At 50.0% G+C, this 16,675-nt stretch carries 4 protein-coding genes; all 4 read right to left on the bottom strand.

Annotated elements, in window-relative coordinates; genetic code table 11:
• The 4 genes from K7B67_RS10760 to K7B67_RS10745 all read right to left on the bottom strand — a co-directional run bounded on the left by K7B67_RS10760 (nucleotide 1) and on the right by K7B67_RS10745 (nucleotide 16,630).
• On the bottom strand, nucleotides 1–7,743 hold the full coding sequence (locus K7B67_RS10760; RefSeq protein ID WP_252180331.1) for an AAA family ATPase: 7,743 nt from the start codon (nucleotides 7,741–7,743) through the stop codon (nucleotides 1–3).
• A 340-nt stretch (nucleotides 7,744–8,083) separates the two neighbouring features.
• Nucleotides 8,084–8,410 carry a type II toxin-antitoxin system RelE/ParE family toxin gene (locus K7B67_RS10755; RefSeq protein WP_276576732.1) on the bottom strand — a complete coding sequence of 109 codons (327 nt, stop codon included), beginning with the start codon at nucleotides 8,408–8,410 and terminating at the stop codon, nucleotides 8,084–8,086.
• Entirely contained in the window at nucleotides 8,365–8,655 is a 291-nt protein-coding gene (locus tag K7B67_RS10750; protein ID WP_252180330.1) for a hypothetical protein, read from the bottom strand. The genes K7B67_RS10755 and K7B67_RS10750 overlap by 46 nt, the downstream gene beginning before the upstream one ends.
• 82 nt (nucleotides 8,656–8,737) lie before the next feature.
• Entirely contained in the window at nucleotides 8,738–16,630 is a 7,893-nt protein-coding gene (locus K7B67_RS10745; protein ID WP_252180329.1) for an AAA family ATPase, read from the bottom strand.
• Nucleotides 16,631–16,675: the final 45 nt, after the last annotated feature.

Genomic DNA, 16,675 nt, shown 5'->3' with positions numbered 1-16,675 from the left:
TTACCTTTTTTGCCCTCTCGTGTCGGCAGACGAGAGGGTCTGTTTGTGTGTTTTCGTGGCTAATACCAATGAGTCACACAGCGAATTCAAATTCACGGTGCTCAAAAACTCACGGGCAATGTTTATCATCTCATTGGATTTGAGCACCAGACCATTATTGGCATTGTGCACCTGTCGTAAGTAAGTATTCCGGACAGACTCATGAGGCACGTCAGAGCTGTCGATTGCAGACATCATGGCATACAACTCCTCTGGTGAAGATGGATCATGAGCACCGTAGCTTTCTGCCTTCCTGGCCTTTATGTCAGCTTTGAGCCAACAATACGTTAAGCCGCCGCCTTTTGAGTGCGTCACTCCATACAGGTAATGACTGAAGGCCTGCAAAAGTGCGGCCTTGCTTTGCTTCCTTAAATCATCGAAAAGGGGATGTGATTTTTCTTGTTCCGATAATTGCTTCAAATAAGGACTGCTCTCAACTTTTTGTTGGAACAGGGCTTCGGCCTTTTTAGTAATCACTTCGGAGTCCCGGAGCAGTTTCCCCAGGATGATCACCGGACGCTGGTTTGCCTTGCCCGAGCTTGACTGCACAAATGCGGGGTGATGCGCCAGCATTCGTTCGATATTCGGAATACCCTGGGGTACGTCTGTCCAGGCGTCCTCTATCGATGTGCAGGCTATTGTCTCTTCAAAGGATGACGAAAACCCACCATGACAATGGGTGATGAAAAAGAGATTACTGTTCTTTTGGATACGTTCATAAGCCAACCGCCATATCTGGTTATTTTTTTCTCTGGATAAAAACTGCTTATACCACTTTTTCAGGCAGTGACCGGCCCTGACCTTCAATTGATCGATGCTTTCCAGGCTCACCAGCAGCTCGTGATGTTCATGGGCGCTCATAATAGTGTTGTGGTAGTCCGGTATTGGATCCAGCCAATCCAGCCTCATAATTTTATTGGCAAAGTCATCGACTGGAGGGGCGGTCGGGACACACATTTGCAGTGTATTGATCATGGTACGCAACCAATCGCGAGGGGTTGTTACTCCGGCCTGGTCAATGACTTTTGAATGGAGTAACTTGAGTTGTTCAATGACTTGGTCTTTACCACCTTGGTACAATATTCGTTTGACGGCTTTCGCTATCAGATCATATCTGCCGTCATACACAGGGCCGATCATTTCGGTGTCTTCAGCGTTCAATTCTTCTTTCTCCAGTAACATTGAGACGCCCATGGAAAATCCGGTTAGATCCCCTCTCTTCCAAAGTCTCTTTACCAGCTCGCAAGTGCTTAGATTTATAGCTGGCAATGCACTGTTTGTCTCGAGGGCTTTGCTCAGTTCTTCAACGCTCATGCCACAGGCTTCAGCCAGAGCTTGCTGCTGTATTGAATCAGTACCTTTCAGGAGACCTTTAAAAAGTTCCCCGGTCTTCTTCAACTCAGCGCCAGAAACACTGACCTGCCTGGTGTCCTGGAAGTCAGGCAGGATTTCTATTGCCTTGACAGGTGCCCCGCCCAAATCCACAGACTCCCAGGTTTGGCCGCCATCCAATGAACACTCTGCAAAGGCGTGAGTATGGTTGGAAATTTTCCGACAGGGAATCCCGAAATAACGACACAAAACTATAAAAACAGGCACACGATGACGACAGCTCCCTTGCCGCCGTGTAACGAGGAATTGAAAGAAGGGTTGATTGGGATCCGGCATGGTATCACCGGAAAATGCTTTACAATAGTCCCTGATCGCCTCCATGCGTAGCCTGGTGTTTTGGACGTTGTTTATTCTCCGCAAAGGCTCCTGTATTTCAGAGGGTTGACGGCTAATGTTTGCAAACATTGGGTTCAGTAATTCTTTCATATCTTCTGAACAGCGGGCGTCAAACCGTGTTGATGGTTCTGGCCGGGCTCGTATTTTTTGGCCCGGTTTTATGTTTTCTACGACGTAGACAAACTTGATATCTCCGGCTGTGGGCTCATGCAGCTGCAGTGAGTGAAGCCCGGTATGCCGGTCCCTGAACACGGAAGACCGAACATCGGGTACTAAACGCATAGCCGTAATACGCTGCTCTTTATTCAGGGACGGCAACGAATATCGACCATTATCCAATTGCCAGTGGGGTTGCCAGTCAAGGGTCGCCAGCGTTTGGTCTTCCGCTAATGTCACTACCTGACCATGTTCTGGTAACCGGGCTGGTATAAGGACTTCGGTTCCCTGCATGGACAGATGACTAATATCGATCTCTTTGATCTGGCCCTCAGGTGTCACAAAAATATCCTTTGCCCACCAGCGATAAATCCCGGGAAAATGGCCAGGCAACTTAAAAAGGATATGATCGTCAATTTGTGATACAGCCTGATGCTGATAGCTCGTTAACCGATCCAATGCCGGAGCCTCTTTTTCGTGGTCTTGTGGATTGTATTTTTCGGGAGCCTTATCACTACCAGCAGTCAACGCTTTATCCGTAGGCTGTGGCTTGTATGGTTCAGGAGCCTTATCACTACCAGTAGCCAACGCTTTCGCTTCATCCATAGGCTGTGGCTCGCATGATTCAGGAGCCTTATCACTGCTGGTAGTGGATGCTTCGTTAATAAAATCGTCAACCAGATGCTCTGGCACGTCACTGAGCTGACGCCAAAACTCAGTCCACAATGGAGCCCCATTGGCGTGCCATGCGCTTATCTGCCGATCAGCCTCATGAAGGTAAGGCCGGTTAGCCGATAATTGCATCGTTTGTTGCTGTTCTTCCGTCATGGGAAAGACGCTATTAGCGTCCACGCCCGTCTTGCCAAACCTATGAGCAAACCAGCATTGCTGCCAGTATCGGTACAGTCCCCCGGTGAGAATATCGTCCGATTTATCCGGTTTCAGGGAAAGACCGGATGACTGCCATTGGACCTGGGCCACCCTTTTGATTATTTCTGCTTTGGCTTCCTTTGGACTCAGCTGATCCTTAAAGCAAATTTCATGGTGTTTTTCATCGGTACTGTTGCTATCACTGCGTCGTATCAACCACGGACGGTCCACGCCTGGTGTTTTGTTGAACCAACAGCACAGTTCAGGCTCAAATGCTCCTCTATCTACGGCAGGAGCCGATGACCCGGGCAGTTCCTCCAACGATGTTTTGGCGGCCATCAAATACAGCCGGTAGTGCTGATTGAAACATTGAAGAAGGCTTTCCTGGCCAAAATCGCCTCCTCTCACGACGGCTCTGGCCACATCCTGTAAATTACCACTGGTGGGCCGCAACGGCAGTTTTTGCTTTTCTAGCTGATCCCTCAATTGACAATGCAGCTGGGTCAGCTGTTTAGCCACGTCTTTCCCCTCCGGGGACTCTGGCAACATTTTCTCAGCAATGGCCTGCAACTCTGTCGGGTTGTACTGCCGGATCGGCAAATGTCGAAAACGTCCTTTCAGTGCCGGTGATAAGGGTTTTCGTCCGCTGTACTGGGGTGGGTTGATGGTGGCAAACAGGTGAAAACCCGGATGGGCGTCACCGGCCAGAATATCGTTTAACTCGCCTTCCAGATGCTGGCTGTCGATCAGGTTCATTTCTGAAATCACCACGATCCCGCCTTCGAGTTTTGCCTTCTGGATCGTTTTACACACTTCTTCCCAAGAGCAATCACAGGCATTCAGGAGATAGACTTCCGGCATGGATTCTTGCCGCGCCGTAGCCTGCTGTCTAACACTGTCGATCATCAGGTTCAGCGTGGCATCCTTACCCCGCCCGGCGGGGCCTTCAATCAGTGTCGCCTGTCTTCCGCCGTGTTTTCTGTCGTGATGATAAGCCTGCTGAGCGCGGCTTAAATCCTGTCCAATCTGTTGTACCAGTTCACAGACGGCTGAGCCGGAGGTATCAAAGTCAGGTTGGTTTTTTTGGGTGACTGCTCTGAAGCTCTCCTGAATATCGGGCAGGGTATAGTTATGCACTTTGTCTCTCAGGGTGTTGTCCGTCTCATAACGGGCAGCAAACCAGATATTCAGTGCCGACAGGGCATCCTGATGAGCCTCGCTGATTTCGGGGCCCAATACATCCCGAAAACTTTGTTGGATTAAACCGCGCACTTGTTTGCAGTCAACACGGTCACTTGCGGATAACGAACGATCAAGATACCAGCCCACCCAACTGCATATATCCGTCAGATCCCTGGGAGTAAACTCATGCTCTGGCAACAGTTCCTGATAAAATTGCCAGAGTGCCATCACGCTTCCGGTGGCACTGTGTGCAATGTCGTCTATTTCAGACTCTCTTAGTTGAGAACCCGTCAGCTGCTGTTGTTGTAAATGATTGACCAAGGCCGGTTCCACAATTCTGTCCCTGAGGAATGCCTCGTCTAACTTTGGGTAGTAAGCCTTGGGCAGTTTCTCTTTCAGGGCCGGGTCCAGCTGGCGTCCGGCGTAATCATCCGGGTTACCGGTAAGAATTACCCGGTGTTTTGCGCTGACCGGGACAGGATGACCATCCACATAGATGCAGGGTTCCGGTTCCCATAAACCCTTCAGGGACGCCAGTAAACCGGTTTGGGCCAGGTTGGCTTCATCCAGCACCAGCGTGAGGTATTCACCGTCTTTATCGGATCGAGCTCCGGCCCATTTCATCAGCATCCGGTTTTGCTGCATCATAGAGCGGTCGCCATCGGCCTCTTTTTTCCATTGCCAGCGTTTCATCAGGGTTTGTTCGCTGTCAGAAGGGCCAAGGGACAGCACCGTAGCCGGTCCTGAAGCTTTCGCCATTTTGGCGGAAAAGTAACTTTTCCCGGTGCCGGTTTCCCCCTGCAGGAAAATAACCGGAGAGTCTGCAAGCCGGTCATGGAGTCGGGATAATCGGCGGCTTTCACGATCCTGCTGATTGATCTTACCGTGATAAAGATCCTCAGCCAGTGCTGACCAGGGCTTATTATCAGCTAAAGGCTTATTATCAGCTAAAGGCTTATTATCAGCTAAAGGCTTATTATCAGCTAAAGGCTTATTATCAGCTAAAGGCTTATTATCAGCTAAAGGCTTATTATCAGCTAAAGGCTTATCATCAGAGCCTTGCAATACCAGTGATTCAGACAGTCGATGTTTTATACGTTCAATGCCTTCTGTTTTAGACTTTGCTGTTCTGGTCATTTGAAAACAATCGCTGGCCAGCGCGTGAAGGGTATCGGATCGGGTCTGTCCTGATGGCAAAACTAACTGCCAGCCAGAAGCCAGTGCATCTTGCAAACGTTTAATCTGTCTTGATGGCCTGATGGGTAACATTTGATACTTTTTTACTGCCGCCGGACCGACTTTCAACTGATACGCCATGGCCTGTCGTTGATTGTCAGGTCCATGGGCCACGATCATGGCACAGAGCCTGTCCAGAATTTTGACTTCATCCATCGATAGAAGTGGTTTTTCATAGGACAGTTGTAAATCTCCATTAAATACTGTCGGGTCACATGCTCTGGCCAATGGCCACAGGTTCTGCTTCACAAATGCTCTATCCAGCCGTGGAGTCCCGTTAACGATGGCCGTTAATTGATCCGGGTCAACCCAGGCGGCTTGATCCGGCTCTTTATAAGCATCCGGCTCTTTATAAGCATCCGGCTCTTTATAAGCATCCGGCAATAAATGCCAACAGGCCACTTTCATAAAATCCCGCACGGTTGGATGCTGGCGGGTGCCATGGGTAATGACGCTATTGATAGCCTTGCGCCAGTGGCGGGGTAAAAGCTGCAGAGACTTGTCCTCCTGCTGTGCCCGCCGGGCAGCCAGTATCAATTGATTCAACAAGGCTTCGGTCATTTTGGGCAAGGGGCTACACAGGCTGCCAGGGACGGTTTCAAAGGCTTCGTAAAGCTTATTAAGCGCTTGCTCTGGCAGTTCAGCACGGGAGAGTTCATGCTTACCTGCATTGATCTCCCAGAGATCGACGTCGGGACACGGCTCACCTGTGGCAACCAACGAATTGAATAGGGTCGATGGGCTTTTCGCAGACTCAGGCCAGAGTATTGTGACCTGAGCCTTTGGGTAGGCCTGCAAATGGCCGTTCACCGATAGAAGCTGCCCGACAACCAGAGGTTCCAGAAGCTGCTGAAGGGTTGGATTCGTTTCCAGCCCCCGGAAGACCACCGGCTTACCCGCAGTTAATGCCTCCTGCAACTTACTTTCACGTCGTCCAAAACGAGCCTTTTGTTCCGAGGTGATATGGATATTATCAAATAGCTGGCTGAAGCTGGTTTGGTCATTGACCTGAATGACCAGAGGTGCCTCTGGGTGACTCTTTACCCAACTCTTTACCCAACTATTCACCCAATGACTGGCCTCGGCATGTTGCTGATAAGTCACTGCATTAAAAGCAGAGTGAGTTCTAACGTTGGACAAAGGGTGCGTATCGTTTTCTGCCAATCCCAGGGATTCCGGCTGCTGTTTTGAATGAGCGACCAGAAGTTGGGGCTCCAGACCGGTCGTCTCGCGAATCGTTTGCAATGAACCCAACAAACGAAACCAGAGTGGCTCAGAGAGGGGCGAAGTTACGGTGACGACACCGCCCGCCCGAACCTGTCCCAACAGGCTGGTGTTAGGGATTGCATAGCCTTCCGGGGTAATGGCAATGGTATTCAGCCATTGGCTGATATTACTCTGGTTGATGATGATCGGGTTTCCGGCTGCATTACTGGAAAGTCCTTTCTCATTGGAATCAGACAGGTTTTGGAACAAAGAATGAAGCTCATCCTTCTCTATCGGCATCTGATAAAACTGAACATCGTCGGGTAACTGGCAGACTTTGCCATTGCTCTCAAAGCACCTTTGCGCCAGCATCTGTCGGATCGTTTGTTCAAAGGTCAGATCCTGCCAGTCGGCTCCTTTCAAAATCACCCGCTGTCCAGCTCGCAATGACTCAAGCCTGCCGGGTATGTGCTGAATTCGCCCCTGTTGATCCACACCGGGACCACCCAACAACAGCTGTCGCCAGTTGCTGTGCAAGTGGCAGTCAATAACAACGGTAGTGTCGTCGTCCATAGCACTTTCGGCAGGGGGGAGCTCAGCCAGTAATGGTGGAACCTTGTCAATATCCATTGACGAGGCATTGCTGGTCTGTGGGTCAAACTGCCAGGTATTACCCGGTCGATTAATCCGCCGCCAGAAATCAGCACCGGGAGCATCGTCATGCTGGCCAACCGAAGTCAGCTGTTCGGGGGCTGCCAAAACCAACAGCGAAACATGCTCGCCCAGAGGGCGTTTCTCATGCCTGACTCTGTCGTACAAACAGGGATTATCCGGGTCCAGCAGATCGTTAAATTTCGGCAGCTCCTCGCTGGTAAGCTTGCGGATATCCATCACCAGGGTCAATGGCTGTGAGCCTTCAAACAGCTTGCCTGAACTCAGCGTATGGCGACCCTGTTCGGAAATACTTAACCGGCTTACCAGGTTGGCCTGTGAGAGGTCATCGGGGTGGGAAATAACCGTGACATCCTGATGGCCATCGCCAGTCTGGTCAGCCAAAAGCTGTCGAACCTCATCATCACTGGCGACAAAACGAAAATCGAAGGCACGTGGTGACTTTTGGCACGGGGTGTCCGTTGAGGATACGGTTCTTGTTTTACCAAGGGGGGTTACTGAGGGTGGCGATATTTTCAGTTTGGACACCGCTTGAGAGAAGGCTTCTACCTGCTTTACCTCCCCATTTGGCGATAAAACCAGCCTTGCTCGCTTGGCTGGCACACCATGCTCAACAATGGGTTTGTTTATCTTCCCATCAATCCGACCATCCATAGCCAATCTCTCTCCTGTTATCTGAAGGACTGCATTGAAATTGTTTAGTGCTATGACCTTCAGACAGGAAGAAAGTTCTATGACCAGTGCAACCAAGCTCTGATATCCGTACACCCCCTCGTTCCCATGCTGTGCGTGGGAACGAGGGGGAACGGCGAATTCATACTACTTTCCAAGGGGTCTGACTTGGTACTCTACAAGAGAAGGACAGTTTGAAAAAATGGTCGTTTTTTCAGACACTACTATCGTGCAAATTTCATAAATCGGGGAAACGCTCTATGGCAGTAATACCTGCGTCAAGTGCAGAAATACCAAGGAAAAGCGAATAGACGGTTTCTTATCATGTACGGGTTGACGGCCACTGTCGAGCAGTGTGGAGAACACGCAGCACGCGCACCAAGTCTTGTGTTATGTCGTAAATCAAAATGTAGTTCTGGTGCGCAATCAGCTCTCGCGTTCCCGCAACACGCCCAGGGCGACCAAGGTCAGGGTGATTGACCAGCCGCGAAGCCTTTTCCGATATCAACTCATCGAGGGCGAGGGCAGCGGCCGGGTTATCCTGGGCGATGTATTCCCGGATATCTTTTCGGTCGAGGCTGGCCGGTTTGGTCCAGACCAGCCTCACGAGCCAGAGCCTAATAGTTTGCGCTGCGTTTCTGCTCGCCATGCGGCAGCTTCGGCTTCCACGTCCTCAGCGACTATTAGCTCGCCCGCATTGGCCGAATCTATGCCTGCCTGAACTTCGCGCCGAAACCATGCGTCATGCTCTGCTGCTTCCTGCTGCTGCCGTACAAAATCCCGCATGAAGTCACGGAGAAGTTGCGCCCCACTACGATCACGAGATTTGGCCGCTTGGGCAAACTGGCTTTTCAAAGCGTTATCAACCCGGAAGGTAAAAGTTGCTTCACTCATGGTTGTGTCCTTATGTGTTACAAGGTAATTACACTGTAGCACATTGACGGTTTTCCGCCTATTACACCGTAGCGCATATGAGTCATGTCACTGCGCCTCGCTCATCGATTACCAATGAGTCACACAGCGAATTCAAATTTACGGTGCTCAAAAACTCATGGGCAATGTTTATCAGCTCCCTGGATTTGAGCACCAGACCATTATTGGCATTGTGCGCCTGTCGTAAGTAAGTGCTCCGGACAGATTTTTGAAGCTCCTCAGAGCTGTCGATTTCAGACATCATGGCATACAACTCTTCTGGTGAAGATGGATCATGAGCACCATAGCTTTCTACCTTCGAGGCCTTACTTATGTGAGCGTTGAGCCAACAATACGTTAAGCTGCCGCCTTTTGAGTGCGTCACTCCATACAGGTAATGACTGAAGACCTGCAAAAGAGCGGCCTTGCATTGCTCCTTTAAATGATACAAAACGTGTTCCTCCTCCCTTGGAACCAAAAAGGGATTTGATTTTGCTTTTTCCGATAATTGCTTCAAGTAAGGACTGCTCTCAACTTTTTGTTGGAACAGGGCTTCGGCCTTTTTAGTAATGACTTCGGAGTTCAAGGGAAGATTTCCCAGAACTATCACCGGACGCTGGTTCGTCTTGCCTGAGCTTAACTGCACAAATGCGGGATGGCGCGCCAGCATCCGTTCGATATTCGGGATACCCTGAGGTACGTCTGTCCAGGTGTTCTCTATCGATGTGCAGGCTATTTCCTTTTCAAAGGATGACGAAAACCCGCCATGGCAATGGGTGATGGAAAAGGGATCACTGTCCTTTTGGAGACGTTCATAAGCCGACCGCCATACCTTGCTATTTTTTTCTCTGGATAATAACTGCTTATACCACTTTTTCAGGCAGTGACCGGCCCTGACCTTTAATTGATCAATGCTTTCCAGTTTCACCAGCAGCTCGTGATGTTTATCGGCGCTCATAAGAGTGCGGTCGTAGTCCGGTATTGGATCCAGCCAATCCAGACCCATGACTTTAACGGCAAAGCCAACGAGCGGAGGGTTAGCCCAGTCACAAAAATCCAGTACATTGATCATTACACGCAACCAATCGCGAGGGGTTTTTACTCCGGCCTGATCAATGACTTTTGCATGGAGTAACTTGAGCTGTTCAATGACCTGGTCTTTACCACCGTTGCACACTATTTTTCTGATGGCTCCCGCCATCGGATCATATACGGAGTCATACTCAGGAGAACCGATCATTTCGGTGTCTTCAGCGCTCAATACTTCTTTCTCCAATAACGCTGAGACGCCCATGGAAAATCCGGTGAGATCCCCTCTCTTCCAAAGGGTCTTTACCAGCTCGCAGGTGCTTAGACTTATAGTTGGCAGTGCACTGTTTGTCTCGAGCGTTTTGCTCAGTTCCTCAACGCTCATGCCACAGGCTTCAGCCAGAGCTTGCTGCTGCGTTGAATCAATATCTTTCAGGAGACCTTTAAAGAGTTCACCGGTCTTCTTCAACTCAGCGCCAGAAACACTGACCTGTCTGGTGTCCTGGAAGTCAGGCAGGGTTTTTGTTGACTGGACAGGCGCCCCGCCCAAATCCACAGGCTCCCAGCTTTGGCCGCCATTCAATGAATACTCTGCAAAGGTGTGAACACGGTTAGAAATTTTCCGACAGGGAATTCCGAAATAACGACACAAAACCACAAAAACAGGCACACGATGACGACACCTCCCTTGTCGCTGTGTGATGAGGAATTGAAAGAAAGGTTTATTGGGGTTCGGCATGGCATCACCGGAAAACCCTTCACAATAGTCCGTGATCGCCTCAATGCGTTGCCGCGTGTTTTGGGCATTTTTTATTTTCCGCAGAGGCTCCTGTATTTCGGAGGGTTGATCATCAATCTTGTTAAACATTTCGTTCAGTAGTTTTTTCATATCTTCTGAACAGCGGGCGTCAAACCGTGATGATGGTTCTGGCCGGGCTCGTATTTTTTCGCGCGGTTTTATGTGTTCTACGACGTAGGCAATCTTGATATTTCTGGCTGTGGGCTCATGCAGCTGCAGTGAGTGAAGCCCGGTATGTGGGTCCCTGAACAGAGAATATGGAACATCGGGTTTTAAGCGCATAGCCATAATACGGTCTTCTCGCGTCAGGCTCGGTAACGAATATCGACCATTATCCAATCTCCAGTCCGGTTGCCAGTCAAAGGTCGCCAGCGTTTGGTCTTTGGCTAATGTCACTTCCTGGTCATGTTTTGGTAACCGGGCAGGTATAAGGACTTCGGTTCCCTGCATGGACATACGACTAATATTGATCTCTTTGATGTTGCCCTGAGCAGTCACATAAATATCCTTTGCCCACCACCGATAAATCCCGGAAGGATGGTCAGGCAACTTAAAAAGGATATGCTCGTCAACTCGTCGTTTAGCCTGCTTCTGATAGTTCGTTGACCGGTCCAATGCCGGAATCTGTTTTTCGTAGTCTTGTGGATTGTATTTTTCAGGAGCCTTATCACTACCAGCCGTTAACGCTTTATTCATAGGCTGTGGCTTGTATTGTTCAGGAGCCTTATCACCATAAGAAGTTAACGCTTTCGCTTCATTCATAGGCTGTGGCTCGAAGTGTTCAGGAGCCTTATCATTGCCAGCAGTCAGCGCTTTCGCTTCATTCATAGGCTGCGGCTGGTATTGTTCAGGAGCCTTATCATTACCAGCAGTCAACGCTTTCGCTTCATTCATAGGCTGCGGCTGGTATTGTTCAGGAGCCTTATCATTACCAGCAGTCAACGCTTTCGCTTCATTCATAGGCTGCGGCTTGTAGTGTTCAGGAGCCTTATCATTACCAGCAGTCAACGCTTTCGCTTCATTCATAGGCTGTGGCTGGTATTGTTCAGGAGCCTTATCACGGCTGGTAGCGGATGCTTCGTTAATAAAATCGTCAAGCAAATGGTTCGGTACATCACTTAACTGATCCCAGAACGCAGACCAACATCGAACTTCACGGCCTTTCCACGCCTCTATCTGCTTATCAGCCTCATTAAGGTAAGGCCGGTTAACCGATAATTTCAGTGTTTGTTGCTGTTCTTCCGTCATGGGAAAGACGCTATTAGCGTCCACACCGGTCTTGCCAAAACTATGAGTAAACCAGCATTGCTGCCAGTACCGGTACAGTCCCCCGGTGATAATACCGTCCGACTCATCCGGTTGCAGGGAAAGGCCAGATGACTGCCATTGAGTCTGGGCCACCCTTTTGATTATTTCTGCTTTGATTTCCTCTGGACTCAGCTGGTCCTTAAAGCAAATTTCATGGCGTTTTTCATCGGTACTGTTGCGATCGCTGCGTCTTATCAACCATGGACGATCCATGCTCGATGTTTCGTTTAACCAACGGCACAGTTCAGCATTAAACTCTCCTGTACCTTCGACAAAAGCCGATGACTTGGGCAGATTCTTCAGCGATGTTTGGGCGGCCATCAAATACAGCCGGTAATGCTGATTGAAACATTGATGAAGGCTTTTTTGGCTAAGGCTTTTTTGGCTAAGGCTTTTTTGGCTAAGGCTTTTTTGGCTAAGGCTTTTTTTACTAAAATCATCTCCTCTCACGATGGCTCTGACCAAATCCTGTAAATCACCACTGGTGAGCCGCAACGGCAGGTTTTGCTTTTCTAGCTTATCCCTTAATTGACAATGCAGCCGGGTCAGCTGTTTAGCCGTGGTTTTTCCCTCCGGGCTCTCTGGCAATATTTTCTCAGCAATGGCCTGCAACTCTGTCGGGTTGTACTGCCGGATCGGCAAATGTCGAAAACGTCCTTTCAGTGCCGGTGATAAGGGTTTTCGTCCGCTGTATTCCGGTGGGTTGACGGTGGCAAACAGATGAAAACCCGGATGGGCGTCACCGGCCAGAATATCGTTTAACTCACCTTCCAGATGCTGGCTGTCGATCAGGTTCATTTCTGAAATCACCACGATGCCGCCTTCGAGTTTTGCCTTCTGGATTGCTTCACGCACTTCGTCCCAAGAGCAATCGCAGGCATTCAGGTAAAAGACTTCCGGCATCAATTCATGCCGTTTCCCAGCCTCTTTTCTGACACTTTTAATCATCAGGTCCAGCGTGACATCCTTACCCCGCCCAGCCGGGCCTTCAATCAGTGTCGCCTGTCTTCCGCCGTGTTTTCTGTTGTGATGATGAGCCTGCTGGACGCGGCTTAAATCCTGTCCAATCTGTTGTACCAGTTCACAGACGGCTGAGCCGGAGGTATCAAAGTCAGGTTGGAATTCTTTGGTGACTGCGCTGAAGGTTTGCTGAATATCAGGCAGGATATGGTTATGCACTCTGTCTCTCAGGGTGTTATCCGTCTTATAACGGGCAGCAAACCAGATATTCAGTGCTGTCAGGGCATCCTGATGCGTCTCGCTGATTTCAGGGCCCAGTACATCCCGAAAACTTTGTTGGATTAAACCGTGCACTTGTTTGTCGTCAACACGGTCACTTGCGGATAATGAACGATCAAGATACCAACCCACCCAACTGCATATATCCGTTAAATCCCTGGGGGTAAACTCATGCTCTGGCAACAGTTCCTGATAAAATTGCCACAGTGCCATCACACTCCCGGTGGCACTGTGTGCAATGTCGTCTATTTCAGACTCTCTTAGTTGAGAACCCGTCAGATTCCGTTGTTGTAAATGATTAACCAGAGCCGGTTCCACAATCCTGTCCCTGAGGAATGCCTCGTCTAACTGTGGATAGTAAGCCCTGGGCAGTTTCCCTTTCAGAGCCGGGTCCAGCTGGCGTCCGGCGTAATGATCCGGGTTACCGGTGAGAATTACCCGATGTTTTGCGCTGACCGGGACAGGATGTCCATCCACATAGATGCAGGGTTTCGGTTCCCATAAACCATTCAGGGACGCCTGTAAGCCGGTTTGAGCCAGATTGGCTTCATCCAGAATCAGGGTGAGGTATTCTCCGTCTTTATCGGATCGGGCCTCGGCCCATTCCATCAGCGCGCGGTTTTGCTGTTTCATAGAACGGTCGCCATCGGCCTGTTTTTTCCATTGCCAGCGTTTCATCAGGGTTTGTTCGTTATCAGAAGGGCCGAGGGACAGCACCGTAGCCGGTCCTGAAGCCTTTGCCATTTTGGCGGAAAAGTAACTTTTCCCGGTGCCGGTTTCTCCTTGCAGGAAAATAACGGGAGAGTCTGCAAGCCGTTCATGAAGTCGGGATAATCGACGGCTTTCACGATCCTGCTGACTGAGCTTTCCGAGATAAAGATCCTCGGCCAGTGCTGATAAAGGCTTATCATCAGAGTCTTGCAATAGCAGTGATTCAGACAGTCGATGTTTTATACGTTCAATGCCTTCTGTTTTAGAATTCGCTGTTTTGGCCATGTGAAAACAATCGGTAGCCAGCGCCTGAATAGCATCGGATCGGGTTTGCTCTGGTGGCAAAATTAACTGCCAGCCAGAAGCCAGTGCATCCTGCAAACGTTTAATCTGTCTTGATGGCCTGATGGGTAGCATTTGATACTTTTTTACTGTCGCCGGGTCGACTTTCAACTGATACGCCATGGCCTCTCGTTGATTGTCAGGCCCATGGGCGACGATTATGGCGCAGAGCCTGTCCAACATTTGGTCTTCATCTATCGATAGAAATGGTTTTTTATAGGACAGTTCTAAATCTCTATTAAATACTATCGGGTCACATGCTCTGGCCAGTGACCACAGGTTTTGCTTCACAAATGCTCTATCCAACCGGGGAGCACCGCTAACGATGGCCGTTAATTGATCCGGGTCAACCGAAGTGGCTTGATCCGGCTTTTTATCAGCATCCGGCTTTTTATGAGCATCTGGCTTTTTATCAGCATCCGGCAATAACCGCCAACAAGCCACTTTCATAAAATCCCTTACCGTCGGATGCTGACGGGTGCCATGGGTAATGGTGCTATTGATGGCTTTGCGCCAATGGCGGGGTAAAAGCTGTGGCGACTGATCCAACTGCTGTGCCTGCCGGGCAGCCAGTATCAGGCTATTTAACAACTCCTGGGTGATTTCAGGCAGAGGGTTACAGAGGTGGGCAGGTACGGTTTTAAAGGCGTTGTAAAGCTTATCAAGCACTTGTTCAGGCAGCTCAGCACGGGGGATGTGATATCTGTCGGCATTGATAGCCCAGAGATCGACGTCGGGACACGGCTTACCCGTAGCAACCAACGAATTGAATAGGGACGATGTACTTTTCACCGACTCAGGCCAGAGTATTGTCACATCAGCCTGTGGGTAGGCCTGCAAATGGCCGTTCACCAACAGCGGTTGCCCGACAGCCAGGGGTTCCAGAAGCTGCTGAAGGGGTGGATTCGTTTCCAGCCCCCGGAAGACCACCGGCTCACCCGCAGTTAATGCCTCCTGCAACTTACTCTGACATTGTCCAAAATGAGCCTTTTGTTCCGAGGTGATATGGATATTATCAAATAGCTGGCTGAAGCTGGTCTGGTCATTGACCTGAATGACCAGAGGTGCCTGTGGGTGACTATTTACCCAATGACTGGCCTGAGCATGTTGCCGATAAGTCACTGCATCAAAAGCAGAATGAACTCTCACGTTGGGCAGAGGAGCCGTATCGTTTTCTGTCAATTCCAGGGCTTGGGGCTGCTGTTTTGAATGAGCTACCTGAAGTCGGGGTTCCAGACCGGTCGTCTTGCGAATGGTTTGCAACGATCCCAACAAACGAAACCAGAGAGCCTCAGAGAGGGGAGAGGTTACGGTGACGACACCACCCGCCCGAACCTGTTCCAACAGGCTGGTGTTAGGGACTGCATAGCCTTCCGGGGTAATGGCAATGGTATTCAGCCATTGGCTGATATTACTCTGGTTGATGATAATCGGATTTTGTGATGCAGGCTCTTTAGACAGACTTTGGAACAGTGAACGAAGCTCGTCATTCCTTACCGGCATCCGATAAAACTGAACATCGTCGGGTAACTGGCAGACTTTGCCATTGCTCTCAAAACACTGGTGCGCCAGCATTTGTCGGATCGTCTGTTCAAAGGCCAGGTCTTTCCAGTCGGCTCCTTTCAAAACTACCCGTTGTCCGGCTCGCAATGTCTCAAGCCTGCCGGGTATGTGCTGGATTCGCCCTTGTTGGTCCACACCGGGGCCGCCCAACAACAAATGTCGCCAATTACTGTGCAAGTGGCAGTCAATAACAAGGGTATTGTCGTCGTCCATAGCACTTTCGGCAGGGGGGAGTTCAGCCAGTAACGGCGCAACCTTGTCGATGCCCGATGGGGTGTTGCCAGTTTCTTTGAACTGCCAGGTATTGCCCGGTCGATTAATCCGCCGCCAGAAATCAGCACCAGGGGCATCGTCAGACTGGCCAACCAATGCCAGCTGTTCGGGGTCTGCCAAAACCAACAGCGAAACATGCTTGCCCAGGGGGCGTTTTTCATGGCTGACTCTGTCGTACAGGCAAGGGTTATCGGGATCCAGCAAATCGTTAAATTTCGGCAGCTCCTCGCTGGTAAGCTTTCGGATATCGATCACCAGGGTCAATGGCTGTAAGCCTTCAAACAGCTTGCCTGAACTCAGCGTATGGCGACCTTGTTCGGAAATACTCAACCGGCTCACCAGGTTAGCCTGTGAGAGGTCATCGGGGTGGGAAATAACAGCGACATCCTGATGTTCATCGCAGGTCTGCGCCACCAAAAGTTTTCGAACCTCATCATCACTGGCGACAAAACGGAAATCGAAGGCATGAGATGACTTTTGGCAGGAGGTGTTCGTTGAGGATACAGTTCTTTCTTCACCAGAGGGCGCCACTGAAGATGGCGATATCTTCAGGTTGGACATGACTTCAGAGCAGGCTTCTACCTGCTTTGCCTTCGATAAATCCAGACTTGCTCGCTCGGCTGGCACGTTACTATCAGGCACACCAAGCTTAACAATGGGGTTGTTTATGTTCCCACCAATCTGACCATCCATAGCCAATGTCTCTCCTGTTATCTGAAGAACTGCATTGAAATTGTT

The organism is Endozoicomonas sp. 4G, assembly GCF_023822025.1.
Lineage (GTDB): Bacteria > Pseudomonadota > Gammaproteobacteria > Pseudomonadales > Endozoicomonadaceae > Endozoicomonas_A.
Note: the sequence above shows the minus strand (reverse complement) of the source record. Positions and strands in the feature narration are given on the sequence as shown.